Genomic DNA, 19,449 nt, shown 5'->3' on the forward strand with positions numbered 1-19,449 from the left:
AGAATGCGTTCGGTGATCGTCGACTGTGCCATCTACCGGGACGGGCACCGCACGGACGGGCCCGAGGACCTGTCCGACGCGCTCGGCGAGGCGCGGTCCGCGGGCGGCTTCGTCTGGATCGGGCTGCATGAGCCGACGGAGGCCGAGTTCGAGCTGGTCAGCCAGGAGTTCGGGTTGCACCCGCTGGCCGTGGAGGACGCGCTCAAGGCGCATCAGCGGCCCAAGCTGGAGGTGTACGACGACTCGCTCTTCGCCGTCCTGAAGCCGGTGGTGTACGAGCCGGACAGCGACGCCGTCTCCAGCGGCGAACTGATGATCTTTCTCGGGGACGCGTTCGCGGTCGTGGTCCGGCACGGCGAGGGTTCCCCGCTGAAGGCCGTGCGGCAGCGTCTGGAGCACGAGCCCCAGCTGCTCGGCAAGGGGCCCACGGCGGTGCTGTACGCGATCGCGGACGCCACCGTGGACCACTACCTGGACGTGGCGGTCGAGCTCCAGAACGACCTGGAGGAGCTGGAGGCGGAGGTCTTCTCACCGGACGGCGGCGGCTCGCGGCACACGGCGTCCAGGATCTACAACTTCAAGCGGCAGATCCTGGAGTTCCGGCGGGCGACCGGCCCGCTGGCGCCGCCCCTGGCCCGGCTGGCCGGGACGGGCGCCTTCGGCCCCGGGGTGCCGTTCGTGAACGACCGGGCGCGGCCGTTCTTCCGGGACGTGAGCGACCACCTCACACGCGTGAACGAGTCGGTGGAGAACCTGGACCGGCTCGTGTCGGACATCCTGTCGGCGCATCTGGCGCAGATGAGCGTCCGGCAGAACGACGACATGCGGAAGATCTCCGCGTGGGCCGCGATGGCCGCGGTCCCCACGATGATCGCGGGGATCTACGGCATGAACTTCGACCACATGCCGGAGCTGCACTGGGTCGGGGGCTACCCGGCGGTGATCCTGCTGATGGCCGTGCTGGAGGTACTGCTGTTCCGGCAGTTCAAGCGCCGGGGATGGCTCTAGGCCGTGTCCGCCCGGCGGCTCAGGCGATCTCGGGGGCCGGGGTCGCGGGGCCGCCGAGGGCGTCGCGGCGGTCGGGGGTCCGCAGCCGCACCATGCGGCGCCAGCCGGCCACCCGCTCGTAGGCGTACGTCGCGTGGATGCCGGCCGCGAGCAGCGCCGACCTGCCGCGGGACCAGCCCAGGACGCGTCCCATGCGGGCCATCACGGCGAGGCTGACGTCCCGGTGGACACGGATCTCGGCCAGCGCGCACTCGCGCAGGGTGCGCCGGATGTACGGGCCGTGCCCGTCGGCGGTGTAGCGGAGCAGCTCCTCGTGGGAGTAGGCGAGGTGGTTGTCCTCGTCGGCGGAGATCATGCGGACGGCCCGGCCCAGGTCCGGGTCCTCGCCGAAGTACTTGAGGAGCATCGCCATCTGCTCGGCCGCGCGCTGCTCGGTGACCCTGCTGTGCGCGAGGTAGGTGATGACGTCCCGCACGGTGAGGGGCTGGTCGGCCTTGAGCTTCTCGTGGGCGAGGCCGATGCCGTGCCGCTCCAGCAGCATGGTGTAGTCGGTCTCGGGGGGTACCGCCACGGGTTCGAGGCCGCGCTTCTTCATCAGGGCGTTGAAGATCCGGCCGTGCTTGTCCTCGTCGGCCCCGTGCCGGGTGATCTTGGGGGCGAGGCCGCGCTCGCTCTCCGGCACCAGCGCCGCGATGCGCGCGTTCTCCCAGCCGCCCTGCGACTCACCGCTGGCAGCGATGGAGCAGAAGAGACGGAACGACTCGTCGTTGTCGAGGATCTCCTGGAACAGGCTCTTCGCCGAAAGCATCGGTGGCACCCTTCTGCCGCTGCAAGGTCCGCAGGTTCCGCACACTCCGCGCATCGAGTCAAGTGCGGAAGCGGGGACTCGGCAACAGGTGCGGCGGGCAACTCCGCCGAAAGAAGGACCAGCGGGGTCACGGGGACGCGTAACCACCGGCGCGCAGAAGCGTTGTTCCCCGTGACGGCCGTGGCGGGGAAGACCCCCGAGCCCCCACCACGGCCGCAGAACTTGCCGAGGGTCACGCCAGTCCGGCGCGCTCCAGGGCCTCGGTGCCGGCGCGGAGCGCGGCGAGGCGCTCGTCCAGGGTGAAGCCCGCGGGGGCGAGCGTCAGGGTGGTGACGCCGGCCGCGGCGTAGGCCTTCATCCGGTCCGCGATCCGGTCGACGGAGCCGAGCAGGGTCGTCTGGTCGATCAGCTCGTGCGGCACGGCCGCGGCGGCGCCCTGCTTGTCGCCGGACAGGTACTTGTCCTGGATCTCGGCGGCCTCCCGCTCGTAGCCCATGCGCTGGGCGAGCTGGTTGTAGAAGTTCTGCTTGCGGCTGCCCATGCCGCCGACGTAGAGCGCGGTGTAGGGGCGGAAGGTGTCGGCGAGCGCGGTGACGTCCTTGTCCTCGCCGAGGGCGAGCGGCAGGGTCGGGCAGACGTCGAAGCCGTCGAGGGTCAGGCCGGCCTTCTCGCGCCCGGCGCGCAGGTGCTTGACGGCGGTCTCCTCCAGGTGGTCGGCGGAGGGGAAGATGAGCAGGGCGCCGTCGGCGATCTCGCCGGTCTGCTCCAGGTTCTTCGGGCCGATGGCGGCGATGTACAGCGGGATGTGCTCGCGCTGCGGGTGCACGGTCAGCTTGATGGGCTTGCCGGGGCCGCCGGGCAGCGGCAGTGTCCAGTGCTGTCCCTCGTACGACAGCCGCTCCCGGGTCATCGCCCGGCGCACGATCTCCACGTACTCGCGGGTGCGGGCCAGCGGCTTGTCGAACTTGACGCCGTACCAGCCCTCGGAGACCTGCGGTCCGGAGACGCCGAGGCCGAGGCGGAAGCGGCCCTGGGAGAGGGAGTCCAGGGTGGCGGCGGTCATCGCGGTCATCGCGGGCTGGCGGGCCGGGATCTGGAAGATGGCCGAGCCCACGTCGATGCGCTCGGTCTGGGCGGCGACCCAGGTGAGCACGGTGGCCGCGTCGGAGCCGTAGGCCTCGGCGGCCCAGCACACGGCGTATCCGAGCCGGTCGGCCTCCTTGGCCACGGCCAGGTTGTCCGCGTCCATTCCGGCACCCCAGTAGCCGAGGTTGATCCCGAGCTGCATGGCCGATTCCCCTTACCCATCAGTAACGTCGCTGGTGCCCCGACCTTAGCGCGCGGAAATCGGTTGTCCACAGGCCCCCACAGCGCAAGCCGTGGCCAGTAATGTCGCCGTTCATGGAGCAGAGGCATCTCGGCCGCACCGGCCTGCGCGTGTCCCGCATCGGTCTCGGCACCCTGACCTGGGGCCGGGGCACGGACGAGCACGACGCCGCGGACCTCTTGAAGACCTTCTGGGAAGCGGGCGGCACACTCGTCGACACGGCGGACGTGTACGGCGACGGGGAGTCGGAGTACCTGCTCGGCCGTCTCATGGAGGGCCTGGTGCCGCGCCGGGACCTGGTGATCTCGACCAAGGCGGGCAGCGTGCCCGATCCCGACCGCCGCTTCGACGGTTCGCGCGGCCATCTGCTCTCCGCGCTGGACGCCTCGCTCGCCCGCCTCGGCACCGACCACGTCGACGTGTGGCACCTGCACGCCTTCGACCCGCACACCCCGCTGGAGGAGACGCTGCACGCGCTGGACGTGGCGGTGAGCAGCGGCCGCGCCCGTTATGCGGGGGTCTCCAACTTCTGCGGCTGGCAGCTCGCCAAGGCCGCCACCTGGCAGCTGGCGGCGCCCGGCGTACGGAACCGGGTGGCGAGCAGTCAGATGGAGTACTCCCTGCTGCAGCGGGGCGTCGAGCGTGAGGTGCTGCCGGCCGCCCTGGACATGGGCGTCGGCCTGCTGCCCTCCTCGCCGCTGGGCCGGGGGGTCCTGACCGGCAAGTACCGCAAGGACGCCACGCCCCCGGACTCGCGGGGCGCCTCGGAGCAGCTGGCGCCGTTCGTCGCGCCGTACCTCGACGACACGGCCGGGCACATCGTGGACGCGGTGGCGACGGCGGCCGACGGGCTCGCGGTGACCCCGCTCCAGGTGGCGCTGGCCTGGATCCGCGACCGGCCGGGTGTGGTCGCGCCGATCATCGGACCGCGCAACGCGCAGCAGCTCACGGCGGCGTTGTCAGTGGAGGCCCTTAGTCTGCCTGACGAGATCTGCCGGGCGCTCGACGACGTGTCGGCGCCGGTGCACCGCTATCCCGATCACGACTGGAGCACGCTGTGAGCACGGAGCCCGAGCCCGCCTCCGAGGACACCGCAGAAACCGTGGAGCCCGGGCCGGGAGCGCCGGGTGCCGAGGACACCGCCACCGCCGAGACCGGCGGGGAGGGGGGCGACGCGGCCGCCACGGCGGCGCAGGTGTCCGAGACCGAGGCCGAGCTGGCCGCTCAGCGGGTCGAGCGGGAGCGGATCGAGCGGCGGAAGGCGGAGAAGCAGGGGCCGATCGAGGCCGGGGGGAAGCTCAGCGGCACGGCGGCCGATCTGCTGGCCGCCGTCCGGGCCGTGGAGGGCGGCGAGAAGCCCGCGGCCACCGTCTTCGGCGACCCCGGTCCGGCCCGCCGCCCCGCCCCGGAGCCGGTGCGGCCGTCCCGGCCCGCGCCCGCCGAGCCGTCCGCCGCACCCGCGGGCCCCCCGCCGGAGACCGTCGAGGCGGTCCGGCGCGTGCTGGCCGAGGGCGGCGCCCCGGAGGCGCTCGCTCCGGAGACCGCCGCGGTCCTCGGCGAGGGGGCCGAGGAGGCCCTCCGCGCGGACCCCTGGCAGTTGCTCCGGGTCGGCGGGGTGCGGCCGGAGCAGGCCGACGGGTTCGCCCGCGCACTGCTGGGCGCGGAGTGCGGCCCGGACGACGAGCGGCGCGGCCGTGCCGTCACCGTGTGGCTGCTGGAGCAGGCGGCGCTGGCGGGGCACACCGCCCTGGAACTGGCGCGCCTCACCGCCACGCTGGCTCAGCGCGGCGTGCCGGATCCCGACGCGGCCGTGCAGAGCACGCTGGCCGAGGGCGAGGCGCTGGCCTTCCAGGACGCCCTGGACGAGGCCGGCGCCCACCCGGAGCGCGCGGCCGGCGGCGCGGAGGGCTCGGGCGAGGAGGACGAGGGGGCCGACGAGCGCCCGGTCCGCGTCCTGATCGGCCTGGAGCGGTACGCGCTCGCCGAGGAGAGCCTGGCCGACGGTCTCGCCCGGCTCGTCAACGCGGCACCGAAGCAGGACGGTTCGGCCGCGGACTGGGAGCGGGCCGCCGACTCGGCGCAGGGGTCGGCCGCCGAGCTGATCCGCGCCGTCGCGGGCCACGGGCTGGTCCTGCACACCGGCGGGGAGGCGTCGCTGGCCGAACCGGCGGCCCTGTTGCACGCCGCGCACGCCCTGGGGCTGCGTGCCTGGGCCGCAGCGCCGGGCCCGCTCGGCCGTGACCGCTTCGCCGCGCTGCTGGGCGCCCCGGCAGCGGAGGGTCCGGCGGTCGTCACCCTGGCCGGGTTGCTGGCCGGTACCGAGGGGCCGGGGCGGGACGCCGACGGTGCGGTGGACCTGGATCTGCTGGTAGTCCTCGACGCACCGCAGCTGGACGTCGAGGCGGGCGCGCTGCTGGCGGAGTCACTGCCGGACGGGGCCCGGCTGGTGCTGGCCGGGGATCCGGCGGTGCTCGGCTCGGTGGGGCCCGGACGGATCTTCGCGGACCTGCTGGCTGCGGGGGTCTGCCCGCAGATCGCCTCGCGGCTCCCGGACCCGGGCCCGCTCGGCGAACTCGTCTCCGGCATCGGCATCGGCGAGCTGGGCCAGGTGGAGGCGCCCGGCAAGGAGGTCGTGATCGTGCCGGTGCGGGAGGCGGGCGAGGCCGTGCACCGCACCGTCCAGCTCGTCGCGGACTCGGTACCGCGCGCGATCGGTGTACCCGCCGAGGAGACCCAGGTGATCACGCCGGGCCACGGCGGCGCGGCGGGCACCCGGGCGCTCAACGCGGCGCTGAAGGAACGGCTGAATCCCGGCCCCGGCCGCTTCGGCGGCTTCGACCCCGGCGACCGTGTCGCCTACTCCCCCGCGCCGGGCCGTACGCTGCCCGGCCGGGTGGTGAAGGCCGACGCCGACGGACTGCACCTGTCGTGCGGGGGCGAGGACGTGGTCGTCCCCAAGGACCGGGTCGAGAAATCCGTGCGGCACGGGTGGGCCCTCACCGCGCACCAGGCGGTGGGCGGCCGGTGGCCCGCGGTGGTCGTGGTCCTGCCCGGCGACGCCGCGCAGGCCCTCAGCCGCCCCTGGGTCTACACGGCCTTCGGCCGGGCCGCCCGGCACCTCTCCGTGGTGCATGGCGTGGAGCAGGCGCTGCCCCACGCCGTGGCCGAGATCCCGGCCAGGCCCCGCACGACCCGGCTGCCGGTGCTGCTCGCGCCGCAGGTCCCGGCGGCCGGCTGATCCCGGGCGCCGGCCCCCGGAGCGCTCCCGGGGGCCGGTGACTCAGCGGCCCGCGGTCGGACGCGCCGGTTCGGTGTCCTCGTCCGGCCCGAGGTCGTCGTCTAGGTCCGTGTCGAGGTCCTCGTCCAGCTCCCCCGCACCGACGTCGCCGCTCTCGTCCTCGTCCTCGTCCGCGTCCACTTCGTCATCTTCATCTTCGTCGTCGAGGCCGTCGTCGAACTCCTCGTCGAAGACCGCGCTGACGTCGAAGCGGCAGACGACCAGCTGCGGATCGGCCTGGTCGAACGGGGCCTCCAGCCACTCGCCGGGGTCGGCGGTCTCGTCCGCGGCCGTCACCCAGAGCGTGGAGTCGCCCTCCTCAAGGCCGAACTCCTTGTGCCGGGAGGCGATCTCGTCCGGTTCGAACTCGCCGAACAGCAGGCCCAGCGCCCCGTGGACCGTGCCGGAGGCCTCCGCGCCCACGCCCTCCTCGTCCGCCGCCTCGACCCGCCTGGCCTGAGCCATCAGACGCTGCGGCTCGGCCACCGAGTAGTCGCGGCGGATCAGCACGCTGAGCGCGCTGGGCTCCTCGGGGCCCGTGTACGGCGGCATCGAGTCCTCGGCGCCGGGGATCTCGAAGGGAGTGACCTCGTCGTACCGGTCGTAGAGCAGTTCGTCGTACGCCTCCGCGGCCGCGGCCAGCTGGTTGAACGCGTCGTAGACGGCCGGGTCGTCCTCCCCCGACCGGCGTTCGACCGCGGCCAGGTGGCGGTCGAGCGCGGTCTTGACGGCCTCGGCGGCGGCGCGTACCTCGGCAGCGGTGGGCTGCGCAGCATCAGACATAGTGCAGACGCTATCCGTACCGGGCCCCAGCCCGCACAATAGATTCGATGCCGGAATACGAATTTGTCGATGTGTACGTTCCGCGCGGGGTGACCCGCAAGGAGACGACACGCCTGCTGACGGAACACGCCGAGTACGGACACTGGGAGTTGTACCGCCTGACGCTGTTGCGCGACGGCAGCCGCAAGGTGCGGCTGCGGCGGCGGATCATCCGCCAGGTACGCGCCACCTGGTGAGCCGCGGAGCGGGCCCCGCCGACGCGGGGCCCGCTCCGCGTACCGCACCGCACGGGTCACGCCGAGGCGCGCGCCTTGCGGTAGAGCACCGTGCCCGCGAGCAGGGCTCCCGCGCCCACCGGCAGGGTGAGGCCCAGCGGCAGGCCGCTGCCGGTCTCGGCGAGGCGGGCGTCGCCGTGCGGCTGTGCGGCGTCCCGGGTGCCGGAACCGTCCCCGTCCGGGGCGTCGCCCGGGGTCCCGCCGTCCGGACCGTCGGGGCCGTCCGAGCCCGGCGGGTCGTCCGGGGTGTCCGGGTTCTCGGGGTCGCCCGGGTCACCGGGATCACCCGGGTCGCCAGGATTACCGGGGTCGCCCGGGTCACCGGGGTCGCCCGGGTCACCGGGGTCGCCCGGGTCACCGGGGTCGCCCGGGTCACCGGGGTCGCCCGGGTCACCGGGGTCACCGGGATTACCCGGGTCGCCAGGGTCACCAGGATTACCGGGGTCACCGGGGTCACCGGGGTCACCGGGGTCACCCGGGTCGCCAGGATTACCCGGGTCACCCGGGTCACCGGGGGGCGTCTTGTGGTCGCCGCCGCCGTTGCCGCAGTCGTTGCCGGTGGCCGGGTTGAGGACACCGACCACGTCGACGCTGTTGCCGCACACGTGCACCGGAACGTGCACCGGCGCCTCGATGTGGTTGCCGGACGCGACGCCCGGCGAGTCGGTGGCGTGACCGTCGGCGTGCGAGCCCCCGCGCGAGCCGCCCCGGTCGCCGGAGTCGCCGTATCCGCCCGAGCCCCCGGAGGCGCCGCCGCCCCGGTTGGCGCACGCGTTGCCCATCGCCGGATTGAGCACGCCGACGACGTCGACCGTGTTGCCGCACACGTTGACCGGAACGTGCACCGGCACCTGCACGGTGTTGCCGGACAGTACGCCGGGCGAACCCGAACTCGAGCCGTGCGCCCCCGAGTCGGCGTGGGCGGCGCCGCCCGCGGCGGCGATCACACCGGTGGCCGCCGCCATCGTCATCAGGCCCTTGCGGGTGACCTGTCGCATTTCCTGGATTCCTGCCTTGCCCTAGTCCCGTGGTCCTGAGAATGCCGGGAATTCCGGCGTTGCCGTCGTTCCCCCGCCTCGAGGGCCGGTCAGAAGTCCGTCGGCCCCGGAGCGCATGGCGTGCGCTCCGGGGCCGACGGACTCAGACCCTCATGGGGCGAGGCGCAACGTCACTTGTTGACGCAGGCGTTGCCGAAGGCGGGGTTCAGCAGACCGATCACGGAAATCGTGTTGCCGCAGACGTTCACCGGGACGTGCACGGGAACCTGGACGACGTTGCCGGAAAGGACACCGGGCGAGTGCACGGCGGCACCCTGCGCACCGGAGTCGGCGACGGCCATGCCCGCGCCCGCCAGAACCAGACCACCGGTGGCTGCCGCGGCGGCGACGACCTTCTTGAGCATTGTTCCTCCTAGTTGGAAAACGCGATCCCAGCTTGCTGATCGCATCACCTGTAACGAGGAGGAAGTAATGAGGCTACGAGCTTATGAGCGCATTCACCCGTCCCGGTCGACGTCCGCACGCGCGGCCGAATACCTGCGCGTGCGGAGCCCGTCGACCCGAGGGGCGCGGTTCAGGAGGCGTCGATGAAGCGGTCGAGCACCCGCACGCCGAACTGCAGTCCCTCCACCGGCACCCGCTCGTCCACCCCGTGGAACATGCCCGCGAAGTCCAGCTCCGGCGGCAGCTTGAGCGGCGCGAAGCCGAACCCCCGGATGCCCAGGTCGTCGAAGGACTTGGCGTCCGTGCCGCCGGAGAGCATGTAGGGGATCGCCTTCGCGGCCGGGTCCTCGGCCACCAGCGCGGACTGCATCGCCTCGACGAGCGCCCCGTCGAAGGTCGTCTCCACCGCCTTGTCGGCGTGCACGTCCTCGCGCAGCACCTTCGGTCCGAGGATCCGGTCGAGGTCGGCGAGGAACTCCTCCTCGTGCCCGGGCAGGAACCGCCCGTCGACGTGCGCGGTGGCCGCGCCCGGAATGACGTTGACCTTGTAGCCGGCCCCCAGCTGCGTGGGGTTGGCGGTGTTGCGCAGGGTCGCGCCGATGAGCTTGGCGATGCCGCCGAGCCTGGCGAGCGTGGCCTCCATGTCGTCCGCGTCGAGTTCGATGCCCATCGCGTCGCCGAGTTCGTCGAGGAACGCCCGGGTCGTCTTGGTCACGCGGATCGGGAACTGGTGCCGGCCGAGGCGCGCGACGGCCTCCGACAGCTCGGTGATCGCGTTGTCGCGGTGGATCATCGACCCGTGGCCGGCGGTGCCGGCCACGGTCAGCTTCATCCAGTGCATGCCCTTCTCGGCCGTCTGGATCAGGTAGAGGCGGCGCTGCTCGCTCACGGTGAAGGAGAAGCCGCCCACCTCGCTGATCGCCTCGGTGACGCCCTCGAAGAGGTCGGGGTGGTTGTCGACCAGGTGCCGGGCGCCGTAGGTGCCGCCGGCCTCCTCGTCGGCGAGGAAGGCCAGCACGATGTCGCGCGGCGGCTTGCGTCCGCTGCGCAGCCGGTCGCGGACGACCGCGAGGGTCATCGCGTCCATGTCCTTCATGTCGACGGCGCCGCGGCCCCACACGCAGCCGTCGGCGACCTCGCCGGAGAAGGGGTGGTGGGTCCAGTCGTCCGCGTTGGCCGGGACGACGTCGGTGTGGCCGTGGATGAGCAGCGCGGGCCGGGACGGGTCCTCGCCCTCGATCCGGGCCACGGTGGAGGCCCGCCCGGGGTGGGATTCGAAGATCCGCGGTTCGAGTCCCACCTCCGCGAGCTTCTCCGCGACGTACTCGGCGGCCTTGCGCTCGCCCGGCCCCGAGTGGTCGCCGTAGTTGCTGGTGTCGATCCGGATCAGCTCGCGGCAGAGGTCGACGACCTCGTCCTCGCCGGTGACGCTCCTGGCCGTGCCCGAGTCGCTCACGTGGTTCCTCCCGCTGTCACTGCTGGTGGGTCCCTGCTGGTGGGTCGCTCTCATCCTCTCTCTCCGGACGCCCGTGCCCAAGAAGGGGGGTGATCGGCCACCCCCGAAAGCCTGGTAATGTTTACGTCGTCGCCGCGGGCAACGCCCCGCGCGGCAGACACCTTGTCCGGGTGGCGGAATGGCAGACGCGCTAGCTTGAGGTGCTAGTGCCCTTTATCGGGCGTGGGGGTTCAAGTCCCCCCTCGGACACCAGCTGAAACCCCTGCTGAGCAGGGGTTTTCTGCTTTTCCCCTACAGTGGTCGCCATGACCACCCCTTCCTGCCCCTGCGGGCGGTCCGAGACGTACGAGAAGTGCTGCGGGCGTTTCCACGCCGGGGCCGCCGCCCCGACCGCCGAGGCCCTGATGCGCTCGCGCTACAGCGCCTTCGTGAAGGGCGACGCCGGGTATCTGCTGCGGACCTGGCATCCGAGGACCCGGCCCGCGCGCCTGGACCTGGACCCGGGGACGCGGTGGACCGGCCTGGAGATCCTGGACTCGACGGGCGGGTCCGCCTTCCACACCACCGGAACGGTCACCTTCCGCGCCTCCCACCGCGGCGGCTCACTGCACGAGCGGAGCCGCTTCGAGCGGGTGGACGGGGCATGGGTCTACGTGGACGGTGAGTTCCTCGACTGACGCCCGCCCGGCGCTCAGGGTGCCAGGATGTCCAGTTCCTGCAGCGCGCCGACGGTGATCTCCCGGGTCAGCCGCTCGGCGCGCTCGGCGTCCCGGGCCCGTACCGCCTCGGCGACCTGGACGTGCAGGGTGACGGCGGCCGGGTCGGGGTCCTCGAACATCACGTCGTGGTGGGTGCGGCCGGCCAGGACCTCCGCGACGACGCCGCCGAGGCGGGCGAACATCTCGTTGCCCGAGGCGGTGAGGATGACCCGGTGGAAGGCCACGTCGTGGAAGAGGTACTCCTCCAGCCGGTGGCCGCGCGAGTTGGCGACCATGCCGAGCGCGCACTCGGTCAGCTCGGCGCACTGCTCCGGCGTGGCGAGCCGTGCCGTCAGGCCCGCCGCGACCGGCTCGACCGCCGACCTCAGCACGGTCAGTGAGCGCAACTGCCGGGGGCGTTCGGCACCGGCCAGGCGCCAGCGGATGACCTGCGGGTCGTAGACGTTCCACTCGCACTCGGGCAGGACGGTGACGCCCACGCGGCGGCGCGACTCGACGAGGTGCATGGACTCCAGGACCCGGACGGCCTCGCGCATCACGGAGCGCGACACCTCGAAGCGCTGCGCGAGTTCGTCCGTGCGCAGAACGCTGCCCGCGGGGTATTCGCCCGCTGTGATCGCGGGACCGAGGGTGTCCAGTACGCGGCCGTGCAGCCCCCGGCCCGGTGTGCTCATGCACTCAGCGTACGGGGCAAGTCACGCGAACAAAAAGTCAGACTTATATGTCACAGGCTCTTGAATTAGTCGTACCTAATGGGTTTCAGTTACGTCGACATCACGTGTCGACGAAGACAGCAGACAGCGAGAGTGCGATGCAGCGACTGCACACCCCCCATGTCGTCGTGGTCATGGGCGTAGCGGGCACCGGGAAGACCACCATCGGCCCCCTGCTCGCGGCCCGGCTCGGCGTCCCCTACGCCGAGGGCGACGACTTCCACCCGCCGGCCAACATCGCCAAGATGACGGCCGGCACCCCCCTGACGGACGAGGACCGCTGGCCGTGGCTGGACGCCATCGGCGACTGGGCCCACGGGCGTGCGGGACTCGGCGGGGTGGTGAGCAGTTCGGCGCTCAAGCGGTCGTACCGCGACCGGCTGCGAGACGCCGCTCCCGGTGTCGTCTTCGTGCATCTCACGGGCAGCCGTGAGCTGATCGAGGACCGGATGGCGCACCGGCAGGGCCACTTCATGCCGACGGCCCTGCTCGACTCCCAGTTCGCCACCCTCCAGCCGCTCCAGTCGGACGAGGCCGGGGTCGCGGTGGACGTCGCCGGTACGCCCGAGGAGATCGCCGAACGCGCGGCGAGCGCCCTGGGCGACCTGCCCGAGCCGGTCCAGTAACCCCCCGCACCGTCCCCCGAACCCCCATCACCGCAAGGATCCCACCGTGACCAGACTCAGCGTCGAGATGCTGGCAGCGGACACCGTCGAGCCGATCACCTCGGCCGGCCACGCCCAGCTGGGCATCGCCGTGCTCCTCGGCATCGCCGTCATCGTGCTGCTCATCACCAAGTTCAAGCTGCATGCCTTCCTGTCGCTGACCATCGGGTCACTGGCGCTCGGCGCGTTCGCCGGTGCGCCGCTGGACAAGGTCATCACCAGCTTCACCGCCGGGCTCGGCTCCACCGTCGCGGGCGTCGGCGTGCTGATCGCCCTCGGCGCGATCCTCGGCAAGATGCTCGCCGACTCCGGTGGTGCCGACCAGATCGTGGACACCATCCTCGCCAGGGCGACGCCTCGCTCGATGCCGTGGACGATGGTGCTGATCGCCTCGGTCATCGGACTGCCGCTCTTCTTCGAGGTCGGCATCGTGCTGCTGATCCCGGTCGTGCTGATGGTCGCCAAGCGCGGCAACTACTCGCTGATGCGGATCGGCATCCCGGCCCTCGCCGGTCTCTCCGTGATGCACGGCCTGGTCCCGCCGCACCCCGGCCCGCTGGTCGCCATCGACGCGCTCGGCGCCAACCTCGGCGTGACCCTCGCGCTGGGCGTGCTGATCGCCGTCCCGACGGTGATCATCGCCGGTCCTGTGTTCTCCAAGTACGCCGCCCGCTGGGTGGACGTGCCCGCTCCCGACCGGATGATCCCGACCCGCGCCTCCGAGGACCTGGAGAAGCGCCCGGGCTTCGGCGCGACGCTGGCCACGATCCTGCTGCCGGTCGTGCTGATGCTGCTCAAGGCGCTCGTCGACATCATCGTCGACGACCCGGAGAACCTGGTGCAGCGCACCTTCGACGTCATCGGCAACCCGCTGATCGCCCTGCTGGTCTCCGTGATCGTCGGTATCTTCACGCTGCTGCGGCCCGCCGGGTTCGGCAAGGACCGGCTGTCGGGCCTGGTCGAGAAGGGCCTGGCGCCCATCGCCGGCATCCTGCTCATCGTCGGCGCGGGCGGCGGCTTCAAGCAGACGCTGATCGACTCCGGCGTGGGCCAGATGATCCTGGAGATCTCCAAGGACTGGTCGATCCCGGCGCTGCTGCTGGCCTGGCTGATCGCGGTGGCGATCCGGCTGGCGACCGGTTCGGCGACGGTGGCGACGGTCTCGGCGGCCGGTCTGGTCGCGCCGCTCGCGGCGGACATGTCGACCACGCACGCCGCCCTGCTGGTCCTCGCCATCGGCGCCGGCTCGCTCTTCTTCAGCCACGTCAACGACGCCGGCTTCTGGCTGGTGAAGGAGTACTTCGGGCTGAGCGTCGGCCAGACCATCAAGACCTGGTCCGTCATGGAGACGATCATCTCCGTGGTCGCCGGAGCCCTGGTCCTGCTGTTGTCCCTGGTCATCTAGGCGCACGGGACACCGGCAGGCCGGAAGGCAGGAGTACGAGATGACCGCTCACCCCCTCTTCGACATCGGCGGGCGCACGGCCCTGGTGACCGGCTCCAGCCGGGGCCTCGGGCTGGCCCTGGCCCGGGGCCTGGCCGAGGCGGGCTGCCGCGTGGTCCTCAACGGGCGCGACGGCGCACGCCTCACCGAGGCGGCCGCGGGCCTCCCGGGCGACGTGCACACGGCCGCCTTCGACGTGACCGACGGCCCGTCCGTGGCCGCCGGGATCGCGGAGGTCGAGGAGCGGGTGGGTCCGCTCGACATCCTGGTGAACAACGCGGGCATGCAGCTGCGGGCGCCGCTCCTGGAGTTCGCGGACGCCGACTGGCACCGCATCCTGGACACCAACCTCACCAGCGCCTTCCTGGTGGGCCGGGAGGCCGCGCGCCGGATGACGGAACGCGGCCGCGGCAAGATCGTCAACATCTGCTCGTTGCAGAGCGAGGTGGTCCGCCCGGGCATCGCGCCCTACGCGGCCACCAAGGGCGCGCTGAAGATGCTCACCAAGGGCATGTGCGCCGACTGGGGCCCGCGCGGGGTCCAGGTCAACGGGCTCGGTCCCGGCTACATCGAGACCGAGCTGACCCGGCCCCTGGTCGAGGACGAGGAGTTCAGCACCTGGGTGCGCGGGCGCACGCCTGCCGGGCGCTGGGGCACCACGGAGGACCTGGTGGGCGGGCTGCTGTTCCTCGCCTCGCCCGCCGCGGACTTCGTCGGCGGACAGGTGCTGTACGTCGACGGCGGCATGACGAGCGTGCTGTGAACGCCGGGGAGGCCGCCGTGCGGGGTTGTGTGATCCACGGCGCCGGTGACCTCCGGGTCGAGGAACTGCCGGTCCCCCGCCCCGGTCCGGGCGAGGCGCTGGTCGCCGTGGACTACGGCGGCGTCTGCGGCTCCGATCTGCACTACTGGCGACACGGCGGGGTCGGCGACTTCCGGCTGCGCGAGCCGATGCTGCTCGGGCACGAGGTCGTCGGCACCGTGGTGGCGTACGGCTCCCCCGGCACGCCGGGCCCCGGCATCGGTACGCCCGTCGCCGTGCACCCGGCGACCCCGTGCGGGGTGTGCCCGGAGTGCGTGGACGGGCGGCGCAATGTATGCCGGGACACCCGTTATCTGGGCAGCGCGGCCCGCTTCCCGCACGTGCAGGGCGGCTTCGCGTCCCGGATCGCCGTCCCGGCCGCCCAGCTCCGGGCCCTTCCGTCCGGCCTCGACCCCCGGCGCGCCGCGCTCGCCGAACCCCTCGCCGTCGCCCTGCACGCCGCGGGGCGGGCCGGGGACCTGACCGGCCGGCACGTCCTGGTCACCGGCGCCGGGCCCATCGGTTGCCTGGTGGTCGCGGCGGCCAAGGCGGCGGGCGCGGCCCGCGTGACGGTGTCGGACCTGCTGCCGGCGGCCCTGAAGTACGCGCGGGCCGCGGGCGCCGACGTGCTGGTACGGGCCGACGATCCGGACGACGCCGGGTGGCCGGCCGAGGCGGACGCGGCGATCGAGGCGTCCGGGGTGGCTGCGGGCCTTGACGCCTGTCTGCGGCTGGTCCGGCGCGGCGGGGTGGTCGTCCAGCTCGGCATGCTGCCGCCGGGCCGGAGCCCTTTCGCGGGCAACCTGGTGGTGAGCCGGGAGATCGAGCTGCGCGGGGCCTTCCGCTTCGACGGTGAGTTCGACGCGGCGCTGGACCTGCTCGCCGCCGAGCCCGCGTTCGACGCGCTGGTCGGCGCGGTGGTCCCGGTGCGCGACGCGGAGTCGGCGTTCGAACTGGCCGCGGACCGGAGCCGGTCCTGCAAGGTGCTCATCGACTTCGGGACCGACCCGGCGCTCTGAGGCCCCGGGACGCCCTCCCCCGGATCAGGACGACGCCGCCTTGTCCAGCTGGAACGCCTCGTTGCCCTGCCCGATGCGGGCGTGCCGCTCGGGCGCCCGTGAGCGCAGCAGCAGTCCCTGCACCACTCCGGCGACGGCCGCGAGGCCGATGATGCCGGGCAGCACCCAGCTCAGGGCGGAGCCGGGGCCGGCGCCGACCAGGACGTCGAAGTCCTTGACCGTGTACCCGGCGATCACCAGCAGGGCGACGCCCGCGACGGCGGAGGTGGCCAGCCGCACGCCCTGGGCGCGGGCGGCTCCGCGGCGTACGAAGAAGGCCACCACGGAGAACGAGGCGGTGGCCATCAGCAGGATCACGCCGAGGGCGCCGATGTTGCCGCCCCAGGTGAACAGGTGCAGCACGGGCTGGGTGGGGTCGCCGTTCGGCTTGTCGTCGGCGAGGGCGAACCCGGCCACGACGACGAGGGACACGGCGGTCTGGAGCAGCGAGCCGGTGCCCGGGGCGCCGCTGGAGCCGCTGGTCCGCCCGAAGGCGGCGGGCAGCAGTCCTTCGCGGCCCATCGCGAACGCGTACCGGGCGACGACGTTGTGGAAGCTGAGCAGGGCGGCGAACATGCCGGTCACGAAGAGCACGTGCAGCACGTCGGTGAAGGTGGAGCCGAGCCGCGACTCGGTCAGGAAGAAGAGCAGCCCGGCGCTCTGCTCCTGGGCGGTACCGACGATCCTGTCCGGCCCGGTGGCGACGGTCAGCGCCCAGCTGCTGAGCGCGAAGAAGACGGCGACCCCGCCGACCGCCAGGAACATGACACGCGGGACCAGTACGTGCGGCCGGCTGGTCTCCTCGGCGTACACGGGTGCCTGCTCGAAGCCGAGGAAGGCGGCGATGCAGAAGCACAGGGCGGTGCCGACCCCCGCGCCGGTCAGGGTGTCCGGGTTGAAGGCGTGCAGCGAGAGCCCCTGCGGTCCCGGGTCGGCGACGGCGGCGATGTCGAAGACGACCACCAGGACCACTTCGATGAGCAGCAGCACGCCCAGGACGCGCGCGTTGACGTCGATCTTCAGCCAGCCCAGCGTGCCCACCGCGAGCACGGCCAGCAGCGCCGGGATCCACCAGGCGACGTCCAGGTCGGCGTAGGTGGCCAGGAGCCCGGAGACCTCGAAGCCGAAGATGCCGTAGATGCCGACCTGGAGCGCGTTGTAGGCGACCAGCGCGACCAGGGCGGCACCCGCGCCGGCGGTGCCGCCGAGGCCGCGGGAGATGTACGCGTAGAAGGCGCCCGCGTTGTGGACGTGCCGGCTCATCTCGGCGTACCCGACGCTGAAGAGGATCAGCACCACGCCGAGCAGCACGAAGAGCAGCGGCTGCCCCACGATGCCCATCACGGCGAAGGTGGTGGGCATGACGCCCGCGACCACCATCAGCGGGGCCGTGGCGGCGAGCACGGACAGCAGCAGCCCGCCCGTGCCCAGCCGGTCGGCGCGCAGCGCGCGCTCCTCGCCCTTGAAGGTGCTGATGGCGCCACCGTTCGCGGTTCTGCGCGTGCTCGAACTGCCCGTGGTCATCGGGGGACGTCCTTCTCTCTTCTGCGGGGGGGGGGGTGGTCAGGCCGTACCGAGCGCGCTCGCGCGGGCCGCGCGGAAGGCGGGTAACGGGTCGCGGTCGGGATACGACCAGGGGGCGGGCGTGACGTGCTCGCCGATGCGGTGGAACAGCGCCGCGGCTTCGGCGCCCCGGCCCTCACAGCACTTCGCGTGGGCGAGGAAGTTGAGGTCGATCAGCCGGCGCGGATGGTCGTCCTGTTCCCACTCGAGCCACCAGTCGAAGGCCGCCTTCATCACCAGGCGGGCGCGGCGCCCCACCCAGTGGCCGGCGGCGCGCGGGTCGGTGGGCTCGTGCCCGGCGACGGCGAGCACGCGGTAGCGCTCGGCGTGCGCGACGACCGGGAGGATCGCCAGCGGGGAGTCGGCGGGGGCCTGCTCGGCGGCCCAGTTGGCGAAGTCGTACACCTCGTGCAGCGGGTCGGGGCCGCCGTCGCCGCCGCGCTCGGCGAGTCGGGCGACCATCAGGTGGTGGGCGTGGTGGTGGTCGGCGTACCGCACGCGGACCTCGTCGAAGACCCGGACGACGTCCTCCTCGGCGCCCAGCGAGCGTTCCAGCATGAGGAGCCCGAGCCAGGGCGTGGGGTCGCCGGGCACGAGCGCGGCGGCGTCCCGGCAGGCGTCCCGGGCCCGGGCGGCCTTCTCCTTGCCCCGCAGGGCGCGATGGACCAGGGCGAGGGCGAGCAGCACCGACGCGTCGGCGGAGTCGGGTTCGGCGAGCAGCCACTCACGGGCCCAGGGGGCGCAGTAGGGCTCCTTGGCGAGGACGGCGACCCGATGGCCCCGGCGGTCCCAGTCGTCACCCGTGTGGACCAGCAGGGACCGGGCGGACTGCCAGCGCCCCTGGGCCAACGCCGTTCGGACGGCTACGAGTTCGGCGTCGTCGAGGGCCTCGTCGAACGCCGGGGCCGCGCGTCTGCGGCCGCGGCCGAGCGGAGGCGGGGGTGGGGACACCGCGGGAAACTTCCTCACGCGACGCGGGGGGTCGTCGTAGCCGGACTGCCATGGACTGATCACGCACAGCAAACCGGCCGCCAAGGCTTGACGTCAAGAGGATTCCGTTCGTTACACGCGTCAACTCAGGTGAGGGCAGGGCGACTTGACCGGACCCCACCCCGAATGCCGCACTCGCCCGGCGACCGGCCGCCGCCGACACTAGAGTCGGCCCCGACGCACCCGTGACCCGACTGACGATCGAGGTACGCAGCGTGTCGGTTCTGGTTCTGGTTCTCGCCGTGAGCGCCGCGTGCTGCCTGGGCTTCGGTTTCGTCCTCCAGCAGAACGCCGCGCAGCGCGCTCCGCTGGGCGACTTCCTCTCGCCCCGTCTGCTGCTCGACCTGGTCCGGGTACCTCGCTGGCTGGCGGGCATGGGGCTGATGGTGGCCGGCATGGTGCTGGGCGCGATCGCGCTGGGCGGCGGCGAACTCACCCTCGTCGAACCCCTGCTGGCGACCAACCTCCTCTTCGCCCTCGCGCTGTCGCGCCTCCAGACCCGGCAGCCGCTGGGCCCGCAGGGCTGGGCCGGCCTGACGCTGCTCGCGGGCGGGGTGACGGCGTTCATCCTGGCGGGCGAGCCGCGCGGCGGCAGCGCGGTGAGCGACCCGCTGCGGCACTGGCTGATCATCGGCGTGATGCTGGGAGTGGCCCTCGTGCTCACGGCGTGCGCCGCACGCTTCCGGCTGACCTGGGGCCCGACCCTGCTGGCCCTGGCCGCCGGGCTGCTCTACGGAGTGCAGGACGCGCTGACGCGGGTCAGCGGACGCCGCTTCTCCGCGGGCGGCCTCGCGGAACTGCTGACGGGCTGGCAGCCGTACGTGGTCGTGGTCCTCGGCGTCACCGGCCTGGTACTGGTCCAGAGCGCCTTCGAGACCGCGCCGCTGCGCAGGTCGCTGCCCGCGCTGACGGCCGCCCAGCCGCTCGCGGGCATCGCCTGCGGGGTCGGCTTCCTCGGCGACCGGCTGCGCACCGACACCGCGGCGCTGGCGTGGGAGGCGTGCGGCCTCGCGTCCGTGGTGGCCGGCATCGTGCTGCTGGGCATGCACCCGGCGATGCCGCAGGGGACGGGCGACAGCGGGCGCGAACGGGCCCTGCAGCGGCGCTGACCCGCCGCTG

The 19,449-nt window shown here is 72.9% G+C and carries 19 protein-coding genes and 1 tRNA gene; 11 read left to right on the forward strand and 9 right to left on the reverse strand.

Annotation, left to right across the window (positions count from 1 at the left end):
* The first annotated feature begins 12 nt into the window (after positions 1–12).
* Positions 13–1,008 (forward strand): magnesium/cobalt transporter CorA, encoded by a 996-nt coding sequence (corA, locus tag ACGF3J_RS33410; protein ID WP_161326308.1) that lies wholly within the window; start codon positions 13–15, stop codon positions 1,006–1,008.
* 19 nt (positions 1,009–1,027) lie between these two features.
* Here corA and ACGF3J_RS33415 read toward each other — a convergent pair whose 3' ends face one another.
* Entirely contained in the window at positions 1,028–1,816 is a 789-nt protein-coding gene (locus tag ACGF3J_RS33415; RefSeq protein ID WP_393855525.1) for a ferritin-like domain-containing protein, read from the reverse strand.
* 232 nt (positions 1,817–2,048) lie between these two features.
* Positions 2,049–3,104, reverse strand: a complete 1,056-nt coding sequence (locus ACGF3J_RS33420; protein WP_064727058.1) for an LLM class F420-dependent oxidoreductase — start codon at positions 3,102–3,104, stop codon at positions 2,049–2,051.
* A gap of 113 nt (positions 3,105–3,217) precedes the next feature.
* Here ACGF3J_RS33420 and ACGF3J_RS33425 point away from each other — a divergent pair, with 113 nt between their 5' ends.
* Positions 3,218–4,204: an aldo/keto reductase gene (locus tag ACGF3J_RS33425; protein WP_161331589.1), complete on the forward strand. Its 987-nt coding sequence runs from the start codon at positions 3,218–3,220 to the stop codon at positions 4,202–4,204.
* Positions 4,201–6,381 (forward strand): helix-hairpin-helix domain-containing protein, encoded by a 2,181-nt coding sequence (locus ACGF3J_RS33430; RefSeq protein ID WP_393855526.1) that lies wholly within the window; start codon positions 4,201–4,203, stop codon positions 6,379–6,381. The genes ACGF3J_RS33425 and ACGF3J_RS33430 overlap by 4 nt, the downstream gene beginning before the upstream one ends.
* Before the next feature lie 42 nt (positions 6,382–6,423).
* On the opposite strand, the gene ACGF3J_RS33435 is transcribed toward ACGF3J_RS33430, so the two are convergent.
* Positions 6,424–7,203: a hypothetical protein gene (locus tag ACGF3J_RS33435; protein WP_161330011.1), complete on the reverse strand. Its 780-nt coding sequence runs from the start codon at positions 7,201–7,203 to the stop codon at positions 6,424–6,426.
* A gap of 47 nt (positions 7,204–7,250) precedes the next feature.
* Here ACGF3J_RS33435 and ACGF3J_RS33440 point away from each other — a divergent pair, with 47 nt between their 5' ends.
* Positions 7,251–7,439, forward strand: coding sequence for a DUF5703 family protein (locus tag ACGF3J_RS33440; protein WP_122617339.1), 189 nt, complete (start codon positions 7,251–7,253; stop codon positions 7,437–7,439).
* A 56-nt stretch (positions 7,440–7,495) separates the two neighbouring features.
* Here ACGF3J_RS33440 and ACGF3J_RS33445 read toward each other — a convergent pair whose 3' ends face one another.
* The 3 genes from ACGF3J_RS33445 to ACGF3J_RS33455 form a co-directional block, all read right to left on the reverse strand.
* Positions 7,496–8,476 (reverse strand): chaplin, encoded by a 981-nt coding sequence (locus ACGF3J_RS33445; RefSeq protein ID WP_393855527.1) that lies wholly within the window; start codon positions 8,474–8,476, stop codon positions 7,496–7,498.
* A 170-nt stretch (positions 8,477–8,646) separates the two neighbouring features.
* Positions 8,647–8,880 carry a chaplin ChpH gene (gene chpH, locus ACGF3J_RS33450; RefSeq protein WP_064727063.1) on the reverse strand — a complete coding sequence of 78 codons (234 nt, stop codon included), beginning with the start codon at positions 8,878–8,880 and terminating at the stop codon, positions 8,647–8,649.
* Between the two features lie 170 nt (positions 8,881–9,050).
* On the reverse strand, positions 9,051–10,376 hold the full coding sequence (locus ACGF3J_RS33455) for a M20/M25/M40 family metallo-hydrolase (RefSeq protein ID WP_125492608.1): 1,326 nt from the start codon (positions 10,374–10,376) through the stop codon (positions 9,051–9,053).
* A gap of 164 nt (positions 10,377–10,540) precedes the next feature.
* On the opposite strand from ACGF3J_RS33455, the gene ACGF3J_RS33460 reads away from it, so the two are divergent.
* Both ACGF3J_RS33460 and ACGF3J_RS33465 read left to right on the forward strand, forming a co-directional pair.
* Positions 10,541–10,628: transfer RNA gene (locus ACGF3J_RS33460), tRNA-Leu, on the forward strand.
* Between the two features lie 53 nt (positions 10,629–10,681).
* Positions 10,682–11,053: a YchJ family protein gene (locus tag ACGF3J_RS33465; protein WP_202558438.1), complete on the forward strand. Its 372-nt coding sequence runs from the start codon at positions 10,682–10,684 to the stop codon at positions 11,051–11,053.
* 14 nt (positions 11,054–11,067) lie between these two features.
* On the opposite strand, the gene ACGF3J_RS33470 is transcribed toward ACGF3J_RS33465, so the two are convergent.
* Positions 11,068–11,769, reverse strand: coding sequence for a FadR/GntR family transcriptional regulator (locus tag ACGF3J_RS33470; protein ID WP_122617343.1), 702 nt, complete (start codon positions 11,767–11,769; stop codon positions 11,068–11,070).
* Positions 11,770–11,906: 137 nt separating this feature from the next.
* Between ACGF3J_RS33470 and ACGF3J_RS33475 the strand changes: the two genes are divergently transcribed.
* From ACGF3J_RS33475 to ACGF3J_RS33490, 4 genes are read left to right on the forward strand one after another with little or no spacing between them, the layout of a single operon-like run.
* Positions 11,907–12,434, forward strand: coding sequence for a gluconokinase (locus ACGF3J_RS33475; RefSeq protein WP_125492600.1), 528 nt, complete (start codon positions 11,907–11,909; stop codon positions 12,432–12,434).
* A 46-nt stretch (positions 12,435–12,480) separates the two neighbouring features.
* A complete protein-coding gene (locus ACGF3J_RS33480) occupies positions 12,481–13,878 on the forward strand; it encodes a GntP family permease (RefSeq protein ID WP_122617345.1) in 1,398 nt (465 codons plus the stop codon).
* Positions 13,879–13,918: 40 nt separating this feature from the next.
* A complete protein-coding gene (locus tag ACGF3J_RS33485; RefSeq protein ID WP_161330016.1) occupies positions 13,919–14,680 on the forward strand; it encodes an SDR family oxidoreductase in 762 nt (253 codons plus the stop codon).
* A gap of 17 nt (positions 14,681–14,697) precedes the next feature.
* Complete coding sequence (locus ACGF3J_RS33490; protein ID WP_393855541.1) at positions 14,698–15,738, forward strand: L-idonate 5-dehydrogenase; 1,041 nt, start codon at positions 14,698–14,700, stop codon at positions 15,736–15,738.
* 24 nt (positions 15,739–15,762) lie between these two features.
* Here ACGF3J_RS33490 and ACGF3J_RS33495 read toward each other — a convergent pair whose 3' ends face one another.
* Positions 15,763–17,301 carry an APC family permease gene (locus ACGF3J_RS33495; RefSeq protein ID WP_161330055.1) on the reverse strand — a complete coding sequence of 513 codons (1,539 nt, stop codon included), beginning with the start codon at positions 17,299–17,301 and terminating at the stop codon, positions 15,763–15,765.
* Between the two features lie 39 nt (positions 17,302–17,340).
* A complete protein-coding gene (locus ACGF3J_RS33500) occupies positions 17,341–18,291 on the reverse strand; it encodes a hypothetical protein (RefSeq protein ID WP_161330053.1) in 951 nt (316 codons plus the stop codon).
* A gap of 254 nt (positions 18,292–18,545) precedes the next feature.
* On the opposite strand from ACGF3J_RS33500, the gene ACGF3J_RS33505 reads away from it, so the two are divergent.
* Entirely contained in the window at positions 18,546–19,439 is an 894-nt protein-coding gene (locus ACGF3J_RS33505; protein ID WP_161330051.1) for a DMT family transporter, read from the forward strand.
* Positions 19,440–19,449 lie beyond the last annotated feature (10 nt).

It is taken from the genome of Streptomyces sp. NPDC048171 (assembly GCF_043202655.1).
GTDB lineage: Bacteria > Actinomycetota > Actinomycetes > Streptomycetales > Streptomycetaceae > Streptomyces.

What these genes read in the sequence shown, in the direction of transcription:
- ACGF3J_RS33470 (WP_122617343.1), bottom strand. Translation starts at nt 11,769, where the DNA reads ATGAGCACACCGGGCCGGGGGCTGCACGGCCGCGTACTGGACACCCTC.
- ACGF3J_RS33435 (WP_161330011.1), bottom strand. Translation starts at nt 7,203, where the DNA reads ATGTCTGATGCTGCGCAGCCCACCGCTGCCGAGGTACGCGCCGCCGCC.
- ACGF3J_RS33495 (WP_161330055.1), bottom strand. Translation starts at nt 17,301, where the DNA reads ATGACCACGGGCAGTTCGAGCACGCGCAGAACCGCGAACGGTGGCGCC.
- chpH (WP_064727063.1), bottom strand. Translation starts at nt 8,880, where the DNA reads ATGCTCAAGAAGGTCGTCGCCGCCGCGGCAGCCACCGGTGGTCTGGTT.
- ACGF3J_RS33415 (WP_393855525.1), bottom strand. Translation starts at nt 1,816, where the DNA reads ATGCTTTCGGCGAAGAGCCTGTTCCAGGAGATCCTCGACAACGACGAG.
- ACGF3J_RS33485 (WP_161330016.1), top strand. Translation starts at nt 13,919, where the DNA reads ATGACCGCTCACCCCCTCTTCGACATCGGCGGGCGCACGGCCCTGGTG.
- ACGF3J_RS33425 (WP_161331589.1), top strand. Translation starts at nt 3,218, where the DNA reads ATGGAGCAGAGGCATCTCGGCCGCACCGGCCTGCGCGTGTCCCGCATC.
- ACGF3J_RS33465 (WP_202558438.1), top strand. Translation starts at nt 10,682, where the DNA reads ATGACCACCCCTTCCTGCCCCTGCGGGCGGTCCGAGACGTACGAGAAG.
- ACGF3J_RS33475 (WP_125492600.1), top strand. Translation starts at nt 11,907, where the DNA reads ATGCAGCGACTGCACACCCCCCATGTCGTCGTGGTCATGGGCGTAGCG.
- ACGF3J_RS33445 (WP_393855527.1), bottom strand. Translation starts at nt 8,476, where the DNA reads ATGCGACAGGTCACCCGCAAGGGCCTGATGACGATGGCGGCGGCCACC.
- ACGF3J_RS33440 (WP_122617339.1), top strand. Translation starts at nt 7,251, where the DNA reads ATGCCGGAATACGAATTTGTCGATGTGTACGTTCCGCGCGGGGTGACC.
- ACGF3J_RS33420 (WP_064727058.1), bottom strand. Translation starts at nt 3,104, where the DNA reads ATGCAGCTCGGGATCAACCTCGGCTACTGGGGTGCCGGAATGGACGCG.